Source organism: Cellvibrio sp., from assembly GCF_053579595.1.
Genome location: NZ_JBRFPI010000001.1, coordinates 21,292 through 43,104 on the forward strand (window position 1 = coordinate 21,292; position 21,813 = coordinate 43,104).

The 21,813-nt window shown below is 48.4% G+C and carries 19 protein-coding genes; 12 read left to right on the plus strand and 7 right to left on the minus strand.

What is annotated here, in order from left to right:
* Positions 1–35: 35 nt before the first annotated feature.
* Both tsf and rpsB read right to left on the minus strand, forming a co-directional pair.
* The gene (gene tsf / locus ACWA6V_RS00095) at positions 36–905 is read right to left on the minus strand and encodes a translation elongation factor Ts (protein ID WP_310071632.1); all 870 of its coding nucleotides are present in this window, start codon (positions 903–905) and stop codon (positions 36–38) included.
* A 127-nt stretch (positions 906–1,032) separates the two neighbouring features.
* Positions 1,033–1,770 (minus strand): 30S ribosomal protein S2, encoded by a 738-nt coding sequence (gene rpsB / locus ACWA6V_RS00100; RefSeq protein ID WP_310071629.1) that lies wholly within the window; start codon positions 1,768–1,770, stop codon positions 1,033–1,035.
* A 326-nt stretch (positions 1,771–2,096) separates the two neighbouring features.
* On the opposite strand from rpsB, the gene uxuA reads away from it, so the two are divergent.
* The 8 genes from uxuA (at position 2,097) to ACWA6V_RS00140 (ending at position 11,144) form a co-directional block, all read left to right on the plus strand.
* A complete protein-coding gene (uxuA, locus tag ACWA6V_RS00105) occupies positions 2,097–3,290 on the plus strand; it encodes a mannonate dehydratase (RefSeq protein ID WP_449520590.1) in 1,194 nt (397 codons plus the stop codon).
* A gap of 165 nt (positions 3,291–3,455) precedes the next feature.
* The gene (gene map / locus ACWA6V_RS00110) at positions 3,456–4,226 is read left to right on the plus strand and encodes a type I methionyl aminopeptidase (RefSeq protein WP_449520591.1); all 771 of its coding nucleotides are present in this window, start codon (positions 3,456–3,458) and stop codon (positions 4,224–4,226) included.
* Positions 4,227–4,325: 99 nt separating this feature from the next.
* A complete protein-coding gene (locus ACWA6V_RS00115; RefSeq protein WP_449520609.1) occupies positions 4,326–7,016 on the plus strand; it encodes a [protein-PII] uridylyltransferase in 2,691 nt (896 codons plus the stop codon).
* 19 nt (positions 7,017–7,035) lie between these two features.
* A complete protein-coding gene (dapC, locus tag ACWA6V_RS00120; protein WP_449520592.1) occupies positions 7,036–8,235 on the plus strand; it encodes a succinyldiaminopimelate transaminase in 1,200 nt (399 codons plus the stop codon).
* The gene (gene nth / locus ACWA6V_RS00125) at positions 8,232–8,903 is read left to right on the plus strand and encodes an endonuclease III (protein ID WP_449520593.1); all 672 of its coding nucleotides are present in this window, start codon (positions 8,232–8,234) and stop codon (positions 8,901–8,903) included. Before dapC ends, nth begins: the two co-directional genes overlap by 4 nt.
* Positions 8,904–8,907: 4 nt before the next feature.
* Positions 8,908–9,252, plus strand: a complete 345-nt coding sequence (locus tag ACWA6V_RS00130; RefSeq protein WP_449520594.1) for an ArsC family reductase — start codon at positions 8,908–8,910, stop codon at positions 9,250–9,252.
* A gap of 27 nt (positions 9,253–9,279) precedes the next feature.
* The gene (dapD, locus tag ACWA6V_RS00135) at positions 9,280–10,311 is read left to right on the plus strand and encodes a 2,3,4,5-tetrahydropyridine-2,6-dicarboxylate N-succinyltransferase (protein WP_449520595.1); all 1,032 of its coding nucleotides are present in this window, start codon (positions 9,280–9,282) and stop codon (positions 10,309–10,311) included.
* Between the two features lie 131 nt (positions 10,312–10,442).
* Complete coding sequence (locus tag ACWA6V_RS00140; RefSeq protein WP_449520596.1) at positions 10,443–11,144, plus strand: YebC/PmpR family DNA-binding transcriptional regulator; 702 nt, start codon at positions 10,443–10,445, stop codon at positions 11,142–11,144.
* An 88-nt stretch (positions 11,145–11,232) separates the two neighbouring features.
* On the opposite strand, the gene ACWA6V_RS00145 is transcribed toward ACWA6V_RS00140, so the two are convergent.
* Genes ACWA6V_RS00145 through ACWA6V_RS00155 form a run of 3 tightly spaced genes read right to left on the minus strand, consistent with a single transcriptional unit; the run spans position 11,233 to position 16,163 of the window.
* On the minus strand, positions 11,233–12,279 hold the full coding sequence (locus ACWA6V_RS00145; RefSeq protein ID WP_449520597.1) for a DUF4340 domain-containing protein: 1,047 nt from the start codon (positions 12,277–12,279) through the stop codon (positions 11,233–11,235).
* A gap of 34 nt (positions 12,280–12,313) precedes the next feature.
* Positions 12,314–15,190: a Gldg family protein gene (locus ACWA6V_RS00150; RefSeq protein WP_449520598.1), complete on the minus strand. Its 2,877-nt coding sequence runs from the start codon at positions 15,188–15,190 to the stop codon at positions 12,314–12,316.
* Complete coding sequence (locus tag ACWA6V_RS00155; RefSeq protein WP_449520599.1) at positions 15,180–16,163, minus strand: ABC transporter ATP-binding protein; 984 nt, start codon at positions 16,161–16,163, stop codon at positions 15,180–15,182. The genes ACWA6V_RS00150 and ACWA6V_RS00155 overlap by 11 nt, the downstream gene beginning before the upstream one ends.
* A 473-nt stretch (positions 16,164–16,636) precedes the next feature.
* Here ACWA6V_RS00155 and ACWA6V_RS00160 point away from each other — a divergent pair, with 473 nt between their 5' ends.
* From ACWA6V_RS00160 to ACWA6V_RS00175, 4 genes are all read left to right on the plus strand, one after another.
* Positions 16,637–17,107, plus strand: a complete 471-nt coding sequence (locus ACWA6V_RS00160) for an Hsp20 family protein (RefSeq protein WP_449520600.1) — start codon at positions 16,637–16,639, stop codon at positions 17,105–17,107.
* Positions 17,108–17,210: 103 nt separating this feature from the next.
* On the plus strand, positions 17,211–17,780 hold the full coding sequence (locus ACWA6V_RS00165; RefSeq protein ID WP_449520601.1) for an Hsp20/alpha crystallin family protein: 570 nt from the start codon (positions 17,211–17,213) through the stop codon (positions 17,778–17,780).
* Between the two features lie 148 nt (positions 17,781–17,928).
* Positions 17,929–19,068: a succinyl-diaminopimelate desuccinylase gene (dapE, locus tag ACWA6V_RS00170; protein ID WP_449520602.1), complete on the plus strand. Its 1,140-nt coding sequence runs from the start codon at positions 17,929–17,931 to the stop codon at positions 19,066–19,068.
* A gap of 455 nt (positions 19,069–19,523) precedes the next feature.
* Positions 19,524–21,272 carry an FAD-binding oxidoreductase gene (locus ACWA6V_RS00175; RefSeq protein WP_449520603.1) on the plus strand — a complete coding sequence of 583 codons (1,749 nt, stop codon included), beginning with the start codon at positions 19,524–19,526 and terminating at the stop codon, positions 21,270–21,272.
* Positions 21,273–21,389: 117 nt separating this feature from the next.
* Here ACWA6V_RS00175 and ACWA6V_RS00180 read toward each other — a convergent pair whose 3' ends face one another.
* Complete coding sequence (locus ACWA6V_RS00180) at positions 21,390–21,620, minus strand: hypothetical protein (protein WP_449520604.1); 231 nt, start codon at positions 21,618–21,620, stop codon at positions 21,390–21,392.
* A 12-nt stretch (positions 21,621–21,632) separates the two neighbouring features.
* Positions 21,633–21,813 (minus strand): hypothetical protein (locus ACWA6V_RS00185; protein ID WP_449520605.1); only part of this gene is annotated, 181 nt, incomplete at its 5' end.

Consider the following 21,813-nt stretch of genomic DNA (forward strand, 5'->3'; position numbering starts at 1 on the left):
GTGCGGGTTTTTAAAAGCTGATCAGCAACAACTAATTAGGCTTTTGATGCAGCAACTTGTGCAGCAACTTCAGCGGCGAAGTCTACTACTGCAACTTCGATACCTTCGCCCACTTCCAGACGCACAAAATTCTTCACAGTTGCACCCGCTGCTTTAGCGAATTGGGCAACAGTTTGCTCCGGGTTCTTAACGAAAGCTTGATCAACCAAGCTAGCTTCTTTCAGGAACTTGCTGATACGGCCAACAATCATCTTCTCAACGATCTCAGCTGGTTTACCAGCCATGTCTGGTTGAGCACGGATGATTTCTTTTTCTTTCTCTACTACGTCAGCCGGCATCTGGTCAGAGCTAACCACTTGTGGGTTAACCGCAGCCACGTGCATAGCAACGTCTTTAGCAGTTTCTTCGTTGCCACCTTCCAATTGAACCAATACCGCGATGCGGTTGTTCAAATGCAAGTAACCACCAACTACGCCACCTTCAACCAAGCTGATGCGACGAACGCTGATTTTTTCACCGATTTTCTGTACCAGTGCTTCACGTGCCGCTTCCAACTCGCCCGCCATAACAGCAGCAACGTCAGATTGCTTGGTAGTGAACGCTTTATCCAACACAGTGTTTACGAAAGCCAGGAAGCCGGCATCGCGCGCAACGAAATCAGTTTCAGAGTTAACTTCTACGATTACACCGTAGCTGTTGTCTGGAGCAACCTTAACCGCAACAACACCATCAGCCGCAGTACGGCCTTCTTTTTTAGCCGCTTTCAAGCCAGATACTTTACGCAGGTTTTCGATCGCCAAATCAACATCACCATTGGCTTCGCCCAGCGCTTTTTTACATTCCATCATGCCCAAACCAGTACGGTCGCGCAGTTCTTTTACCAATGCAGGAGTAACAGCTGTCATGGTTGTTTCCTCTATAGAAATGTTCGAATTCAATTTTGAAAAAAGGGGGCCAAGCCCCCTCTTCCGACAACTCAGTACCTGTATGCAGGCTACTGGAGTTTTATGGTCGTTTGATTACTGCTTGCGATTACTCAGCAGCGCCTTCGGCAGCTACGTATTCATCTTTGTTTGGAACTGAAGATGCTGATTTACCACCTTCCAGACAAGCGTCAGCAATAGCAGCAACGTACAACTTGATCGCACGAATGGCGTCGTCGTTACCTGGAATTACATAGTCAACGCCTTCAGGGTTGCTGTTAGTATCAACGATACCAATAACAGGGATTCCCAACTTGTTAGCTTCTTGAATGGCAATACGCTCGTGATCAACGTCGATTACAAACATTGCATCAGGCAAGCCAGCAATGTTTTTGATACCACCGATAGAACGCTCCAGCTTTTCCATATCGCGGGTACGCATCAAAGCTTCTTTTTTGGTCAGCTTGGTGAAGGTACCGTCCTGGCTTTGGGTAGTCAGCTCTGACAGACGACGGATAGACGCACGGATGGTTTTGTAGTTGGTCAACATACCACCTAACCAACGGTGGCTTACGAAAGGCTGGCCAGCACGTTCAGCCTGCTCTTTGATAATTTTTTGCGCAGCGCGCTTGGTACCAACAAACAGAATTTTTTTCTTTTGCGACGCCATTTGCTGCACCAAAGCCAAAGCTTCGTTGAATGCAGGAACGGTGTGCTCAAGGTTAATAATATGGATCTTGTTACGTGCACCGAAGATGTATTTACCCATCTTTGGGTTCCAGTAACGGGTTTGGTGACCGAAGTGGACACCGGCAGACAACATGTCGCGCATGCTTACTTGTGGCATTTTAGTATTCCTACTGGGTTAGGCCTCTACATACCCCGCTAACCAACCATCATGTTCGCTTGAGCGAGCATTGGGCACCCAGGTTTTGCGTGTCGGTATATATGTGACGTTGGTAAATTACGTTAAAAAACAATGATTCTCTTGCGGGTGAACTAGTCATCCCAAAAAGAGGCGCGCTTTATACCACAAAAATCCCACTGGAGGAACCCAAAACACAGTTTGGGGCGGATTTTCACAGTGTAAGGAACTGCTTAGCCCCCTAGGCTGCGCCGACTTCAACTTGTACACTAGTGCAATCAACCATAATGATCTCCAGAGAGCCCACAATGAAAGAAACCTGGCGTTGGTTTGGCCCTAAAGACACAGTCAGCCTTGAAAATATCGCCCAAGCCGGCGCAACCGGCATAGTGACTTCCTTGCACCATATCCCGACTGGAGCTGCCTGGCCGATGGCGGACATCCTCGAACGCAAACGCTTAATCGAAGCCAGCGACCTTGAATGGGCGGTGATCGAAAGCATCCCGTTGCACAACGACATCAAAACCCGCACCGGCAACTTCCAGCACTATATCGACAACTATAAAGAGTCGATCCGCAACGTCGGCGCTGCCGGTGTTTACGATGTCTGCTACAACTTTATGCCAGTGGTCGATTGGACGCGCACCAACCTCAATTACACCTTGCCCAATAATGCGCGCGCCCTGCGTTTTGAAATGAGCGATTTTGCCGCTTACGATGCCTATATACTGAAGCGCCCCGGTGCCGAACAATCCTATCGCCCGGATGTGCTCGCCAAAGCCAAGGCGCGCCTGGATGTCATGAGCGATGAAGAAAAAGTCCTGTTGGAAAAAAATATCATCGCCGGCTTACCGGGCGGTGAAGGCTCCTATGATCGCGATGGTATCCGCGCCGCTATCGACCTGTTTATCCAAATGGGCGATGAAGGCATGCGCGCCAACTTGTTTGCGTTCCTGCGCGAGATTATCCCCGTCGCCGAAGCAGCGGGCGTACGCATGTGCATCCACCCCGATGACCCACCATTCTCGTTATTCGGATTGCCGCGCGTAGTTTCAACTGCTGATGACGCCCGCGCGCTGCTCAACGCCGTCCCCAGCCCCGCCAATGGACTGACACTGTGTGCGGGCTCTTACGGCGCGCGCTGCGATAACGATCTGGTTGCCATGGCGCGTGAATTTGGCGAGCGGATTTACTTTGTGCATCTGCGCAATATCAAACGCGAAGATGACGGCTCCTTCTTTGAATCGGATCATCTCGACGGCGACAACGATATGGTCGGCCTGATTGATGCCTTATTAGATGAAGAAGAGCGTCGGACAAAAGCGGGAATCAATCTTCCCAAGATCGCCATGCGTCCGGATCACGGCCATTTAATGGGCGATGAAATTGGCAAGCCAGGCATCAACCCAGGCTACTCATACGCTGGGCGGATGAAAGGCCTGGCAGAATTGCGCGGGGTGATTCATACCCTGACCAGTTTGCGAGCGCGAGCTGCACAATAACAAGTGTTAGGGCGGAAACGGGAGGCATCCCGTATTCCGCTAAGCTTCATAGCGGGCTACGAGTTCTGGCTATTACACCAATAAAGGATTGATCTTGGTCAAACCGGCATAGAATCGTTTAGAATGCGGCATCTTTTTAATTACCCGCCGAGATTGCCTGAATTCATGTCAGTTACTATCAAAACTCCGGAAGAAATCGAGAAAATGCGCATCGCTGGCCGTATGGCTGCCGAAGTGCTGGAAATGATTGGACCACACGTACAACCGGGCGTGACCACCGCCGAGCTGGATAAGCTCTGCCACGATCATATAGTGAATGTGCAAAAAGCCATTCCCGCCTGCCTCGGCTATCGCGGTTTTCCCAAATCGATTTGCACCTCGGTCAATCAAGTGGTCTGCCACGGAATCCCCTCCGATAAAAAAGTCCTTAAAACCGGCGACATCATCAATATTGATGTGACCGTGATTTACGAGGGCTACCACGGCGACACCAGCGCTATGTATTTTGTCGGCCCGCCCGCCCCGCACGCTGAGCGCTTGGTTAATATCACCCAGGAATGCATGTACAAAGCCATCAAACTGGTGAAACCAGGATGTCGCTTGGGCGATATCGGCCATGTCATCCAACAGCATGCTGAAGGCGCCTATTACTCGGTGGTGCGCGAATATTGCGGCCATGGGATCGGCAAAGTATTCCATGAAGATCCACAAATCCTGCATTACGGTCGCCCGGGCACCGGCATGGAATTAAAAGAAGGCATGGCCTTTACCATCGAGCCAATGATTAACGCGGGCAAACCGCAAACCAAATTGAAAAATGACGGCTGGACAGTAGAGACAAAAGACGGCCGCCTTTCCGCGCAATGGGAGCACACCATGGTGGTGACTAAAGACGGCGTGGAAGTACTAACCGCACGCACCGGCGAAGTTTTTTAAGCGATGAGCCTGCCGGATTTTTTAAAGCGGGTTTTTAACAAACCCGCCTCAACCACCGCAACAGCCCAGCCGTCAATTCCTCAGGAATCCAGTAAACCCATGTCGATTAATGCGGTGCCCTACTTTGAGCGGCCATTGTTTTTCTTTGACCAGAGCCGCTTTCGTCGTGCGCTGGCCGAAAAACCCATCATCACGGTTTTTAAGGACGCAATTAACGCAGCGGGCACCCAAGCCAATCGCCGCTTTATTGAAGGTGAAGACATACGCGCACTGGTGTATGAACGAGCGTTATTTATCGACTGTGTATTGCACTACGCCTGGTATCAATTTGAATGGCCGGACAGCATAAGTCTTGAAGCCGTTGGCGGCTATGGACGCGGCGAGTTGCATCCAGGGTCCGATATCGATTTGTTAATTTTGCACCGCCCTGAAATATTGGAAAGCTGCAAAGACAATATCGAAAAATTTCTCACGCTCCTGTGGGACATAGGTTTGGAAATCGGCAGCAGCGTGCGCACCGTCAAACAAACGATTGAAATTGCACGCACAGATATCACCGTCGCCACCAACATTATGGAATCGCGCACTTTGGTCGGCGACCAATCGCTGCGCTATGAACTGCTACAAGAATCAAACCCCGATAAAATTTGGCCGATCGAAGAATTTTTCCGCGCAAAATATCAGGAACAATTGGATCGCCATAAAAAGTACAACGATACCGAATACAACCTCGAACCCAATATCAAAAACGCCCCCGGCGGCTTGCGCGACATCCAAACCATCAATTGGGTTACCAAGCGTTACTTTGGTGTACGCACGATTAAACAGCTGGAAGGTAAAGGATTTTTTACCGACGAAGAATTTTCCCTGCTCAATTCCGGTGAAGAATATTTATGGCGCGTGCGCTATGCGCTGCACATGACAGCCAAACGTCCGGAAGAGCGCTTGCTGTTTGATTACCAGCGCGAGATCGCAAAATTTTTTGGCTACGTCGATGGCAAGGAAGGCTTGGCAGTAGAGCAATTCATGCACAAGTACTACCGCACCGTGCTCGCGTTGCGCGAACTCAACGATGTAGTACTGCAATTTTTGTCCGAAGCCATATTGCAAAAAGGCAAAACCAAAAGCGTGGTATCGATCAACGAACGCTTCCAATTGCGCGACAACTATATCGAAGCAACACATACCTATGTCTTTGAAGAAAACCCGTCGGCACTGCTGGAAATGTTTGTGCTGATGGCGCAAAACCCACAGATTGAAGGCGTGCGTGCATCTACTATTCGGTGGATTCGCGAGAGCCGCCACTTAATTGATGACAGCTTCCGCTCCAGTCCAAAAAACACCCAGCTGTTTATTAAATTACTGCAGCAGCCCGCCGGTTTGGTTGAACAATTAAAGCGCATGTCGCGCTATGGCATTCTCGGTTTGTACCTGCCGGAATTCGGCCAGGTTACCGGCCAAATGCAACACGATTTATTTCACATATACACTGTCGATGCGCACACGCTCAAAGTAGTGCAGAACATGTGTAACTTCCTGTTGCCATCGGCAAAAGAAGATTTTCCGGTCGCCGCGACTATTATGAATCGCCTACCCAAACTGGAGCTGCTTTATATCGCCGGTTTGTATCACGATATCGGTAAAGGTCGCGGTGGCGATCACTCCACGCTCGGTGCAGTCGATGCAGAAGAATTTTGCGCGCGCCACGGCATATCACCGCGCGAAACGCGTTTGATTTGCTGGCTGGTTGAAAAACATTTGTTGATGTCGCAGGTATCACAAAAGCAAGATATTTCCGATCCAGAGGTCATCCATAATTTCGCGCTGACTGTGGGCGACCAGTTACATTTGGATTATTTATATTGCCTCACCGTTGCCGACATCAATGGCACCAACAAAGAATTGTGGAACACCTGGCGCGCGAGCTTGCTGCGCAATTTGTATTTGGATACCCGCCGCGCACTACGTCGCGGCTTGGAAAACAACGTCGATAAGCAGGATTTAATTGACGAGACGCAACAAGCAGCGATTCGCAAACTTGCGCGCAAAGGTTTGAGCAAAGAGCAAGTACTCGCACTCTGGGGCGACATGGGTGACGACTACTTCCTACGCGAAAACTTTGTTGATATCGCATGGCACACAGAAGCAATTGCTGCCCGTACCGATGACAAACCGTTGGTGCTGATCAAAAAAACCACTAGTAAAGAATTGGCCGGTGCAACACAAATTTTCGTGTACAGCAAAAATCAGAAAAACGTATTTGTTGCTGCCGCAACGGCACTCAGCAACTCGAATCTCAGCATTCAGGATGCGAAGATTTACAGCTCCAAATCCGGCTACACTATTGATACCTTTTTTGTGCTCAATGAAAACAGTCAGCCGCTAGGCAACAACCCCACTCTGCTGAAAAAAATCCAGCAAGCACTAATGGATGAACTCAGTTTGGTGGACGAAAACTACCGCGACGTAATCGGCCGCCGCACACCGCGTCGCCTGAAATATTTTGCATCACCTACGCGCACCACACTCAATACCGATACGATTCGCAATTGCAGCGTGCTTGAAGTCATCAGCCCGGATCGCCCTGGCCTGCTTGCCTGTATTGGCCGTATTTTTATGGATTTTGATATCCAATTATTGAATGCACGCATCGCAACCCTGGGCGAGCGCGTAGAAGATATGTTTTTTATCGCCACCAGCGAAGGAAAACCCCTGAGCGACCCAGAGCTCTGCGAAAAACTACAACAACAAATTTGCGAGCAATTGGATAAGCGCGTCGATAAACTTTAATTTATTTTGACAACACACTATGAACCCGGATTTAAACCAGTTACATCCCTACCCGTTTGAAAAGCTCGCCGCCCTCAAAGCGGCAGTAACTGCACCTGCACAGCTCACCGATATTATGTTGTCCATCGGCGAACCCAAACATGAGCCGCCGGCATTTGTTCTGGAAACTCTGGTGAAAAATTTGGGTAAATTATCCAATTACCCCACCACCAAGGGTTTGCCGGAATTGCGCGAAGCTATCGCCTCTTGGGCAAGCAGACGCTTCCATTTAAAAAGCGGAACCTTTACAGCGGAAAAACATGTACTGCCCGTAAATGGCACCCGCGAAGCGCTCTTTGCATTTGCACAGGCGATTGTTGACCGCAGCAAACCAAACCCGTTAATTGTATCACCTAATCCTTTTTACCAGATTTATGAAGGTGCCGCGATTTTATCCGGTGCTGAGCCTTACTTTTTAAACTGCACACCGGAAAATAATTTTATCCCCGACTTTGCCGCAGTGCCAGCATCCGTGTGGGAACGCTGTCAGCTATTATTTATTTGCTCGCCGGGCAATCCAACTGGCGCAGTCATGAGTAGCGCGCAACTAAAACAATTAATTGCGCTTGCTGACCAATATGATTTTGTTATCGCCTCGGACGAGTGCTATTCAGAATTGTATTTTGATGAACAACACCCACCGATTGGATTATTACAAGCCTGCGCAGAATTAGGTCGCGATGATTTTGCCCGCTGTGTGGTATTTCACAGTCTATCCAAACGCTCCAACTTGCCGGGATTGCGTTCCGGCTTTGTTGGCGGTGATGCAAAAATCCTGGAAAAGTTTTTGCTCTATCGCACTTACCATGGCTGCGCCATGCCGGTTCCAACCCAACTTGCCAGTGTTGCCGCATGGCAGGATGAGAGTCACGTGATCGACAACCGCGAAGCCTATCGCCAAAAGTTCGATGCAGTCCTGGCAATACTGGACGGGGTGCTGGATGTAGCAAAACCCGATGCCAGTTTTTATCTCTGGCCTAAAACAACGATCAAAGGCGAAAATTTTGCCCAGCAATTATTTGCCCAACAAAAAGTCACAGTGTTACCCGGCAGTTACTTAGCGCGTGAAGCGGGCGGCATTAATCCCGGCGAACATTATGTGCGTCTCGCACTGGTTGCACCACTGGCTGAATGCATCCAGGCAGCAGAGCGAATCAAGGCATTTGTGCAATCGCTATGAGTGAGAGCAAGAGCCTAAGTAAGGCGGCACGGGTAGAATTTATTTTGCACAAACTGCAAAGCCTCTACCCTAACCCGCCGATTCCACTGCACCACAAGGACGCTTACACACTATTAATCGCCGTTTTGCTCTCGGCCCAGTGTACAGACGAACGAGTCAACACAGTAACACCAGCGCTTTTTGCACTGGCAGATAACCCTTTCGATATGGCAAAAGTGCCCGTCGAAAAAATTCAGGAAATTATTCGTCCCTGCGGTTTGTCGCCACAAAAATCCAAAGCGATTTCGGTGTTATCGCAAATGCTGGTTGATGAACACCAAGGCCAGGTTCCCGCTGATTGGGACGCGCTTGAACGTTTACCGGGTGTAGGCCACAAAACGGCAAGCGTGGTCATGAGTCAGGCGTTTGATGTGCCAGCATTTGCTGTGGATACCCATATCCACCGCCTCGCGCAGCGCTGGGGTCTAACGAACGGAAAAAATGTGGTGCAAACCGAAAAAGATTTAAAACGTCTTTTTCCACAAGACACCTGGAATGCATTGCATTTACAAATTATTTATTACGGCCGTGAGTTCTGCTCGGCACGGGGTTGCGATGGCACCGTGTGTGAAATATGCAGGACTTGTTACCCGACGCGAAAAAAACCAAAAATTGTATTGAAACCCTAAACCTATGATCACTTTATACGGTATAAAAAATTGCGACACAGTCAAAAAGGCGCGCATCTGGCTTGAACAACATAAGGTCGATTATCACTTTCACGATTTTCGTACCGATGGTTTAAACGCAGCGCAAGTAAAAATCTGGATTGAAGAAATCGGTTTGGAAACGCTCGTCAATAAACGCAGCACCACCTGGAAAGAATTGAGCGAAGCCACTAAAACCAACTTCAACGAAGCCAATGCGGCAACGGTTATCAGTGAAAATCCAACACTCATAAAGCGCCCATTGCTCGATACCCGCGACAAAAAACATGTCCGGTTTAAAGACACTGAATACACCACCATTTTTAATTAATTATTTGAACTATCGTCAGGAAAAAAAATGACTCAACTCTACGCACTCGGTTTAGGTATAGGCACACAGAACGCAAAAGGTGAATGGCTGGAGGTGTTTTATGCGCACCCAGTATTGAGTCCTTCAGAAGCAAGCGCGCGAGCCATTGCCAATATTGTAGGTTACACCGAAGGTAACCAAGCGATCGCCTTAACCAATAATCAAGCGGGCGAAATTGCACAGGCACTCACGATAGCGGGCGATAGCGCGCAAGCTGAAATCGCAAAAGCGCTGATCAATAGCAAACGCCCACTGGTTGCCACCTTACTCGCAACAGATACCAACCCCGCATCAGTGCCGGAAGGCTATTTGAAATTGCATTTGTTATCGCACCGCTTGGTTAAACCGCACAACACTGTGCTCGCCGGTATTTTCGGTGTACTGCCGAATGTTGCCTGGACCAACCAGGGCGCTATCGATGTCAACGAACTGCCTGCGCGTCAACTGCAAGCTCGTTTGAATGGCGAAGAACTGGAAGTTTCCTGCGTCGATAAATTCCCTAAAATGACCAACTACGTTGTACCTAAAGGTGTACGTGTTGCACACACCGCGCGCGTGCGCTTGGGTGCCTATTTAGGCGAAGGCACCACCATCATGCACGAAGGTTTTGTTAACTTTAACGCGGGCACCGAAGGCCCAGCGATGATTGAAGGACGCATCTCTGCCGGTGTATTTGTAGGCGCCGGTTCCGATCTGGGCGGCGGTAGCTCCACTATGGGCACCCTCTCCGGCGGTGGTAATATTGTGATCTCTGTTGGCAAGGAATCCTTGATCGGCGCCAACGCTGGTATCGGTATTCCCTTGGGCGACCGCTGCAAAGTAGAATCTGGCCTTTACATCACGGCAGGTACAAAAGTAGTGGTGCTGGATGATGCAGGTAGCGAAGTAAAAACGGTAAAAGCGCGCGAACTGGCAGGCGTTTCTGATTTGGTATTCCGTCGCAACTCCATCACTGGTCGAGTGGAAGTAGTAACCAATAAAAGTGCGCTGCAATTAAATACTGCACTGCACAAAAATTAATAGTAGGGGCGCCGCTTGCAGCGCCCTGCTTTCAACGCATTATTTTTCGACATTCAAGGTGGGCGCAGTAAGCAGCGCCTCTAACAATAAACCAGGCACAGTGGGTTTGTGCAAACAACGAGGCGATAATTATGGGCGCACAATGGAAAGCAAAACACAAAGAAGAAGCGGCGAGTGCTAAAGGTAAAATTTTTACCAAACTCACCAAAGAAATCATGATCGCTGCACGCGCCGGTGCAGACCCGGACATGAACCCACGCCTGCGCCTTGCCATCGTCCAAGCAAAAAAAGCCTCAATGACACGCGAAACGTTAGAGCGCGCGATCAAAAAAGGCTCAGGCCAACTCGACGGCGCCGCCAGTTATGAAAAAGTAACCTACGAAGGTTATGCACCACATCAAGTTCCTGTGATCGTTGAATGCCTCACCGACAACGTCAACCGCACCATCTCCAATATTCGCGGTTTATTCCGCAAAGGCCAACTCGGCACCTCAGGTTCTGTCTCATGGGATTTTGATCACTTGGGCATTATCGAAGCGAATGCCGCGAATAAAGATGCCGATATCGAAACCGCAGCGATTGAAGCAGGCGCACAAGATTTCGAATTAGACGATGATGGCACCGCAACCTTTTATACAGACCCAACCGATTTGGATCTGGTACAAAAAGCATTACCCGACCAAGGTTTTACTGTAGTGTCAGCCAAACTCGGCTACAAACCTAAAAACCCTGTGAGCTTATCTGGCGAGGCGCTGGAAGAAGTCGAAGCATTCCTTGCTGCGATTGATAATGACGATGACGTGCATGAGGTTTATGTGGGGTTGGCGGGGTAAGTCCCACATAAAGTTATCGTGCCATTGTTTGCAAAAAAGCCCGGCAGTTTCCTGTCGGGCTTTTTTTCAACAGAGATAAATATAGCGGTTAGTTGGATTTCTCGCCATTTAATATCCCCTGCATTGACTGATTTACCAAATTAGAAACAGGATCAGCTGCTGTATTGCTGGAAGTGGATTCACTTGCGAGTAGTGAAACCTTTTTCACATTAGCTATGCGTTCAAACTCATTCTGCGACAGCTTGAAATACAGATCGCGATCGCTACGTTTCACAAAATAGTCGCTCCCCGCTTTAGTAAATTCATAGTGAAATTCACCCGCAGCAGATTTGGCTGATACTTTTGTGGTTTCGCCTTGGGGTACTTGTGCTACCACCTCCTGAACTTGCAAGTTACCAAACGCATTCATCAACTCCGTTACTTTAGTTGCATTTACCTTTTGTGTATTTGCATCGTGAGTGGTGGCAACGAACGTCCAGGCTTCACCATTCTTTTGCAGCTCATAGTCAGAAGCTTTGATTGAGGTTACATCCTTGACTGCCAACAAATCGGATTTGAGCCAATCATTTGATGCAGTCGCAAATTCAAATGCTGTTAGCTCGACAGCGTAAACCTGATTCTCACCCTCACGCCGTAGATGAATTTTTTTGAAGCCGGGTGTGGATCCCAACCAAAGATCTGCTTTTTTGGCATCGCCCTGAAACAGTTCGATTCGCCGTTGGAATTTGGTTCCGGAAACTTCAAATCGTTGATGACTGCTTGCTGTGGTTGTCACCGGCCAGGTCAGTTTTGTGCCATCCAGTTTTTGCAATATCTCATCCAACTTTTGCTTATCAACAGGAAGTTGATGCAACTCCGGCAACTGCCATTGGCTGCCGGTTTTTTGCAAGGTGACTTTGTTGCTGGCATCCTGAATGACCATTCGGTCTATGTCGGCAGATTTAATGCCAAGCAAGGGTTGTGCATCGACCTGTACGCGCGAATTTTCTTGGTACGCGAAGACACCTAGTATCAACAACACTTGCGCTATAAATAAAATCGTCAAGCGCCGCTGCCATAATTTTAGCGGTGACGCAGATGCGGATAACTGTTCCTGCGCCTTGCTTACATCAATAGTGACTGATTGATTCATCATAATTACCTCTAGTCAGGGCAAATTGTATTTGCGATTAACTGGCCAACCATTGGCGATATTGTTGTTCGCGTGCGCGCTTGACGCGGTACTGAACAAACCCGACGACCGCCAGCGCCAGCAAAGCCAATCCATAATTCAAGTATTCCCAGAATGCTTGTGTACTTTGCTCCATGGTTGGCAAGGTACGGTTGAAGTTGCTGCGCGCGCGAATGCTCATCAACCCTTCATCTTCCAGCGCCCAATCAAATGTGTTGGCCATTAATTGCAAACTATTCAAATATTGGCCGCCATTAGCCATGCCCGCCATAGACACCACAGGGTCGCTTAGGAAGTCATTTGAGCTAAACAAAATGATGCGTGCAGAATCGGGCGAGTGTTGGATAACACTGCCGATATTCTTACTTGCATCAGATTGCGCGCTCTGCGTATTGGTGGAATCGGCATTCTCTTTTTTCAATAGCGGCGATTCTTTTCCTGCAAAGAATGAATCAAAACGCCCCTGGGTAATTACGCCTAACAATTGCGATTTTTGTTCGCCGCTAGGCAGGTAGCGCGTAATGCCTTCGCTGGTAATTTGCGGCGCAATATTCATATCGCCGCTAACCCAGGATTTATCCGAGCTGCGCAATAGCTCAGTTACTTTGCGCGATTTTTGTTTATCAACATCCAACACAATCGGCGAAGCCCAAGCCATTGTCGCTTGTGGCAAACTATTGGTGATTGCACTCTCAGCATTTAATCCATCCGCACGCACATCAATAAAATAGGGATAATCCAACATGCGCATTTCCTGCACACTAAAGCCGCCGATGTTGCGGTTAACCGGCAGCGGGAAAGGCACACTTTGCTTATCCATCACTAGTTTTTCATCAATGCTTAGGCCGTGATGTTTTAACCAAGCACTCAAGCCACTTTCCTGCTTTTGCAAACTCAGGCTACGCTGACTTAAAGATGCAGCATAAGGCGAAGTGGCTGCGATAACAGTACCGCCCTGCATCAGGAATTGGTCCACAGCAAATAATTGTTTCTCATCCAGATCTTTAGGCGCAGCAAGGAAGAGTACATCCGCTTCACCACTGACCGAACCATCGCGCAGATCTTCGCGCACCACATTTAATTCAGCACCGAGAAATTGTTCCAACTGACCAAACTGTGTTCCTTGCGCTTGGTAGTGACTTGCCATGGCCGCTTCAGGTGCAACAAAAGCAACCGTTTTGGTAAAGCCGCTGGCAAAGCGTTTTAATGCCGATGCAAAGTTACGCTCAAAGCTGGCAGCACTCATATCATCGAGTGGAATTTGCACCACCTGATCACCCTGTGCGAGGGTCAGATAAAAATAAAAACGCTCATTGCTCAACAGACTGGTTGCCATGGGATTAAAACCGTAGTCCTGCGCGATTTGCTCACCCACTTTTCCGCCGTCTGCAGCAGGGTCGATGAAATTGACTTTCAAACGATTAGCCGATTTTTCTTGCTGCTTTTTCATTTCAGTTTCAAGCGCGCGTTTAAATTCTTGTAGTGGCTGCGGCAGAGCGGAATCAGCTGATACATAGGCATTGAAGACCAGCTCGCCTTTTACGGTGTCAAATAAATTCCCCCCAGCTTGATAGCTGTGCAACACTTTTTTGATTGCGCGCGTCAAATCGTGTTCGGGGTTGCGCAATTTGACATCCAGATCGGCTTCACCACCGGTTTTGACTTCGATCAAATCGCGAAAACCGAGCACTTGATACTCATCGCCATATTGCACCAGCACATTGAAATAGGAGTTCACCACCGATGCTTGATATCTATCAGAAATTTGGAAAGGCACAGGTTGTATCGCGTATTTCTGATTAGCCTCTTGCTCCAGTTCAGGATTGGTTGCCGGATCAATAAATTCCACGCGCACTTTTCCGTGACTTTCAATTTCATACTCTTTAATCAAGTCGCGAATTTGCGGCACCAAAGGCGATAGTAAAGGATGGGTTTTGCTACTGAAATAACCGCGAATCAACAGCGGTTCTTGCAGTTGATTCAGATAATGCTCAGTCGCTGAAGAAATGGAATATTGATTACCTTGTGTTGCATCAACCCGCAGGCTGTTGATTTGCCCAAGCCAAAGATTTGCGCCAAGGGCATTAACCAGCAATAAACCGGTAAGCACACGCCAGCCTTGGTGATGTTGCCTATTACCTGTTGCCGCCCAGCGCTCGCGCTCCAGCGCGAAGGTATTGAGTGCAAGGAAAATCAGAATCAGGCTGAGGTAGTAATAAAGATCGCGCACATCAATCACACCGCGTGTAATCGATTCAAAGCGCGAACCTGTGCCGAGCAGGCGCAGCCATTCGCTGGCAGCGGTTCCAAAAAAGTCGGTAATCGCTTTGCTGCCCAACAAATAAAACACACCGCACAAGGCCACCGCAGTAATCAAACTCACAATTTGATTATCGCTGCGCGAAGACACAAACAAACCAATACTTAAATAAGCCGCTCCCAACAGCAATGTTGCAAGATAGCCTGCAATTACCGGCCCCCAATCCAAATCACCCAGAACAGCAACGGTGATCGGCAGCGGTAAGGTAATCACCAATGCAACCACCAACAATGCAACGCAACCGAGAAATTTCCCTAACACAAAATGCCACAAGGGCACAGGCTGAGTCAGTACATATTCCAAAGTACCGCTGCGCCGCTCTTCACTCCACATCCGCATAGTGAGCGTGCTGGCGAGGAATATCAGCAAGAGTGGCATCCACTCGAACAGCGGGCGAACATCGGCAATATTGCGCGCAAAAAAGGCTTCACCCCAGAAAAACGTAAACAGGGTTATGCCCGCAAAAGCTGCTAAAAATAAATAGGCAATAGGCGATGAAAAGAACAATGAGATTTCTTTGTTAGCGATGCGCACAATCGTATTTTTAGGCTGCATGATCTAGCACCTCCTTTTTATTATTGGACGATACATTGGTTAAAGGGAGATTGCTGTTCACTTCGCGGAACAGACTTTCAAGGTCACGGGTTTCCGGTTGCAATTGATAAAGTTCTGCACCGCTGGCGATAATCGCTTTGCCAATTGCAGCGCTGATTGCTTTTACATCGCCAGCCTCACCCAAATGCACACGCGCATGGCTCTCATCTTGATTGTGCACAAGCAAATCAATTGCCTTCACTCCCGTTACAACACTGAGTGTTTTTTGCAGCGCGTCAGCCGCGAGACTGGATCTCAGCAACAGCGAGCGGCTAATACGCAAATCCGCCAACTTTTCATCTAGCACCAAGTGCCCTGCGCGCATCATCAATACACGGTCACAGAGTGCATCTACTTCCTGCATGATATGAGTAGATAAAATAACGGTGGCATCTTTAGCGATTGCGCGAATTAACTCGCGCATCTGCAACGTTTGTTGCGGATCAAGGCCGTTGGTAGGCTCATCCAAAATGAGCAGCCGTGGCTTACCCAGCAAAGCCTGCGCAACACCCACACGCTGTTTGTAACCGCGCGATAGTGTTGCAATAGGCGCGAGTAATTTCGCAGCAATATCCGTTGCATTAACAACACGTTTTACCTCCTGTTGTTTTTCAAGGCCACGCAATCCTTTTAGTTCAGCGGCATAATCCAAATACTCGCCAACCGATAATTCCGGGTACACCGGCAAACTCTCGGGCAGATAACCAATTTTTTGCTGCAGGGTTTTCAAGTGATCGGCAAGCAGTTTTCCCTCGAAGAATATCTGGCCGGCGCTAGGTTCAAGATAGCCACTGAGCATTTTCATCACGGTGGTTTTACCCGCACCGTTATGGCCAAGCAAACCGACAATTTCACCTTTGGCGATGGAAAAATCCACAGCATCTGCCGCGACAAAATCACCATAGGCACGCTTGAGTTTTGACACTGTCAGCATAAAAGCCTCCCTTGGATAGACAAATTAAAGTAACTAGATGAACGAATGAAAAAGCAGCAAAAATAATGGGCGTAACAACTTCCTTCAGGCGAGGAAGTAGCACAAATCAGTTAGGGAAAACAGGGGAATTAATTTGGCGGCGGACGCCAATACAAGGCACGCCGGGAACGCAGCTGAGTGATCGCGTTATACATTGTTTTTTCCTCAGTAACGGGATGATTCCCAGAAAACAATCGTAGTGGACGAAGACGCGAGATTAGATAGGGACGTTAATAAAAAGTTCAAGATCCCATTACACAAAAATATTAGTAATAATTTTTATAAACATTTAGCGCAGAATAAATATTTATTATTAAAACAAAAGCTTGAATCCTCCCGGCGTAACCCTAGATAAGAAACGTGATTGGTGTCGCGTGCGAGCCATCACCTATTAATTGTTTTTATTTTCTATCGCTTCCTACGGAGGATATTTTATGAACGCAATTGATCTTTCTCCCCTCTATCGCAGCACCATAGGTTTCGACCGTTTAGGTGCATTGTTAGATACAGCTCTACGCGCCGATCAAAGCGCGGCTGGCTATCCACCTTACAACATCGAAGTTACCGGCGAAAATCGCTACGGCATCACCCTGGCGGTGGCGGGCTTTGAGCAACACGAGTTGGATATCCAAACCGAGCGCGGCGTACTGACTGTGCGCGGCAAAAAAGCCGAAGACAGTAAAGAGGAGCGCAAGTATCTGCATCAGGGCATAGCCACACGCAGTTTCGAGCGCAAGTTCAGCTTGGCCGACCACGTAGAAGTGACTGGTGCCCAGCTCAATAACGGCTTGTTGAGTATCAGTTTGGTAAAAGAAATTCCGGAGGCGATGAAACCCAGAAACATCGCCATTAACAACAGCGGAAACTTGATCCAACACAATGCTGATACCAGCAAAGCCGCTTAAGGTAAACAGCGGGGGCAATTGTTTTGCTCCCGCTGATTTACTCAATTGATTGAGCAGTGATGACATCTTCTTTGCGATATTTGCTTTGCGATAGGAGGCATTTATGAACCTGCAACAACTTAACCCCTGGAATTGGTTTACCCATGAAGAAACCAATAAAACATCCACTATTCCCGTAAAACGTAACCTGGAAAAAACCGAGGAGAAAACCGCTCCAAACACAGCGCACCCGATTCTGCAATTACATCGTGAAATTGATCGATTGTTTGATAATGCATTTCGCGGTTTTTCGCTGCCGGCATTCAACGCCCGCTGGCCAGACGACGGCATCTTCAGTGCAGCTGGCTTTCAAGCCAAACTGAACGTAGCGAGTGATGACAAGGCATACCACAACAGCCAGGAAGCACCCGGTGTGACCGAAAAAGATATTACCCTTGAGCTCAATAAAGGCGTGCTCACCATTCGTGGCGAGAAGAAAGAAGAATCGGAAACAAAAGATCGCCATTACTATCGCGTTGAGCGCAGTTACGGCAGTTTCCAACGCGTGCTGGCACTACCCGATGACTGTGATCAAGGCAGTATCAACGCGAGCATGAAAAATGGCGTACTGGACATTAGTGTCGCGCGCAAGGCGTTGCCAGCCAGTGAGACCAAACGTATCCCCATCAACTAACCCGTTTTAATGCACCTCCTCTGCCGCAGCCTTGGCTCAATTGCGGCAGGGGCTTTTTTATCCGCAGGACTCATCGAATCCGGCGCAAAATCGCGTAAAATTCACCGCGAACTTTTCCCGAATTGATGCCCAACTGCCGGATGACACCATGACTGCTGCGTTAACCCCCACTTTGCAACTCGCCACCGACCTGATCCGCTGCCGCTCAGTAACCCCTGAAGATGACGGCTGCCAGGAAATGATGATTAAACGCCTTGAAGCGATTGGCTTTAAAACCTCGCGGTTGCGTTTTGGCGAAGTGGACAACTTCTGGGCCATTCGTGGTGATAGCGGCCCTCTTCTCGCTTTTGCGGGCCACACTGATGTAGTACCCACAGGCCCCGAGGCCAACTGGAACAACCCTCCCTTTGAGCCGCAAATTATTGATGGCATGTTACATGGCCGCGGTGCGGCGGACATGAAAGGCTCGCTCGCTTGCATGGTAATCGCCTGCGAAAACTTTATTGCGCAACATCCTAACCACAGAGGCCGCATTGCGTTTTTGATCACCAGCGATGAGGAAGGCCCATCTATTAACGGCACCGTGAAAGTCGTGGAATGGCTGGAAGCGCAGAACACCAAAATGACCTGGTGCATTGTGGGTGAGCCTTCCAGTACCAAGGTGGTGGGTGATGTGATTAAAAATGGCCGCCGCGGTTCACTGGGCGCGATTTTGAAAGTGAAGGGCATCCAAGGTCACGTTGCCTATCCGCACCTAGCGGACAACCCTATCCATAAGCTCGCCCCTGCCCTCGCCGAACTTGCTGCCGAACATTGGGATAATGGCAATGAATTTTTCCCGGCAACCAGTTTTCAGGTATCCAATATCAATGGCGGAACCGGAGCTACCAATGTGATTCCCGGTGAAGTGGAGGTGGTATTTAACTTCCGTTTTTCTACCGAATTGACTGAGCAAATTTTACGTGAGCGCACCGAAGCGATTTTGAACAAGCACAAGGTTAACTACGACCTGCAGTGGATTTTAAGCGGCCAACCGTTTTTAACACCGCGCGGGGATTTGGTAAATGCGGTGGTAGATGCGATCAAAATGGAAACGGGATTGGATACGGAATTATCAACCTCGGGTGGCACTTCAGACGGTCGCTTTATTGCTCCAACAGGTGCGCAGGTAGTTGAACTTGGCCCCATCAATGCAACCATCCATAAAGTGAATGAATGTATTAGTGCCGAGGATTTGAATAAGCTGACCAGAATTTATGAGCGCACGCTGGAGAAATTGCTGGTGTAAACAAACGGATCTGCTGGTACAAACACAGCAAAGAATCCAGTGTAATAAGGCGAGCAATGCTCGCTTTATTCCATTCGAATGCAGCACATAATTTTTGATTATTAATCCATTAACACTCCACGCAAATTATCCACCCTTACCTACTTCCGCAAAATTAATAGTGCACATTTTTTTATTATTACAACCGCACTTCTTATCTGCCCCGCTGTCGCTTAAATCACTAAAACTAAAAACGCGCCACAGGATTGAAGCGTCAATTTGATGGCATCATTCACAAAATAATAATTAAACTCATTGAAAACATTAAGAAATTTAGTTTTGTCATAGTTCTTGCTGATGCTTGTCTGACTGCTGCAAATGTGTCGAATTTTTGAACATTTTTAAGCGAGCAGTAACAAGCCCACCTTTGCTCTTCAAGCAATTTTTGTCATTCAGCATTTGAAAGGAAGATGAACATGACTACCTCTTTTTTCAGCGAAGTATTGCGTATTCCCGGTGCCAAAGTCTTGAGTCGTGAAGAAGCGGCTTTTCATTACGGAGCAGATACAGGCGCAAGCCAACGTTTGCCCGCCGGTGCCATTGTCATTAAAGAAGTGGATGCAATTCAGGAAGTATTAGCGCTCGCCAATGAATTTAAAATACCGCTCTGGCCAATCAGCGGAGGACGCAATTTTGGTTACGGTACTTCGCTACCCGTAGACAGCCGCAGTTTTATTGTGGATTTATCGCAACTGCGCCGCGTATATATCGATGTGCAATCGTCTACCGCATTAATTGAACCGGGCGTTACTCAAGCGGATTTACATGCGGCGATTAAAAAAAGCGGCGCGGATTTATTAGTTCCCACCACCGGCGTTGGCCCTAACGGCAATATTCTCGGCAATGCACTCGACGGCGGTTATGGCTTAACACCCATTACCGATCACTTTGATGCCATCAGTGAATTGGAAGGTTACTGGGGCAACGGCACCGAGTTTCGCCACACCTATCAGGATTTAAATTGCCCCGAGATGGCCAAGCGCTGGAATGCGGGCACCGGTTACTCATGGGCGGGATTATTACGGCAAGGCAATTTCGGCATAGTCACCAAAGCGCGTGTGCAATTGGCTCGCTCACCCGAAGCTACCCGAATTTTAGTCTTCGAATGGAAAACCAATGACGCTTTCATCAATAGCCAATCCGAATTGAATAAACTTGCAGAAGATATTCCCGGTATCGGCGGCATTATTATGATGAACGATTGCCGTATTCTCTCCACTCAAGTCGATACGCCTTTAGCATCGACCCTAACGGATGAAGCGCGTGCAAATTATTTAAAACAACTCGCCAAAGAGCGCAAAATTTCTGCATGGACAGGACTAGGGACACTGTACGGTTCACGTGCAGCGGTTGCAGGCTCAGTAAAAGATATTCGCCGCCGGTTAAAAAATTGCCGCGTATGGAGTTTTAGTCCGAACCAAATTAAACAACTGCAAAAAATCCAGAATTATTTACCACAATGGGGTTTCTCATCCTTGCGCCGTCACTTTGGTGCACTGGTGAATACTCTCGGTACTGTTGAAGGTTATCCGATAGTCGCGTTTTTAAAAATTGCTTACGCACTCGACCCGACCGCAAAAAAACTCGATGTGAATTCACACCCCGCAAAAGATGGCGCCGGCATTTTATGGTATGCGCCGCTGGTGCCGTTTACATCCGATGAAGTGGAACGCTATCGCACCGTGATGAGCAAATGTTTGACCGATAACGGATTTGACCCGCTGCTCGCCGTAACTTCACGCTCATCGCGTACACTGTCAGGCACGATTCCAGTGTTGTTTGATCGTAAAAACCCCGAAGATGTCGCGCGTGCGAAAAATTGCTATCGCCAATTGGTAAAAACCGGTTTGGAAAATGGTTGGCCACCCTATCGCTTGGGTATTGATTATATGGATATGATCGCCTGCCCTGCCGAGTCTCCCAGCGCGCAAGTGCAACAACTATTGAAGAAGGCATTGGATGAAAATGAAGTGATTGCATCTGGCCGTTATGAACACGTTAAACCAATTGCGCCTTTTATTCCTGCAACAACTGCGATTCCCGCAACTCCCATCAAAGAAGTGGAAAAGGTGGCAGCAATTGGCCAGCGATTTGCCGAGCCACAATTGGATTACACCAAGGTGTTCGGTACCCGTGCAATTGAAACTGAACCCAACGAGGTGTAATTATCTAAACGCTTGAAGTAACACCAAAACCTGACAATAACGATACGAGAAGGAATTTCTCATGAACAAAATAATTGCCCAGCGCATCAGGGACGATGCCCTTGCTTACTGCTTCCATTAGTCAGCTTTCTTATCCAGATTCACAATCAGCAAACTACCGGTGAAACGTTTCGGCTCGAGGCAATACCAGGTATGCATGTCGCAATCCCAGCGTTTATAACATTTATCCACTAGTTTTAAGAAAGGACTACGACCCGGATCAGCCAAGACCAATTTCTTTACACCTGCACTCGCCGCACGCTTGAGCATCGCAAACCACTCGTCCGTGTTGTTGACGATGCTGGGCACCGCCCCCAACCCTCAAAACGGCTCCAATCCCTGCACGAGCAGCGTAATTTGCTTCGGGGAAGGGATGGGTGGCCTAGTGGACTCAGCAATGCGAATGAACGATCGAGATACGATATCCGTTCCAGGCACCATAATTTTGGAAGCAAACGGCCACAGGTTAATCAACTCACCAGGCCTATCCTCCATTGATGTT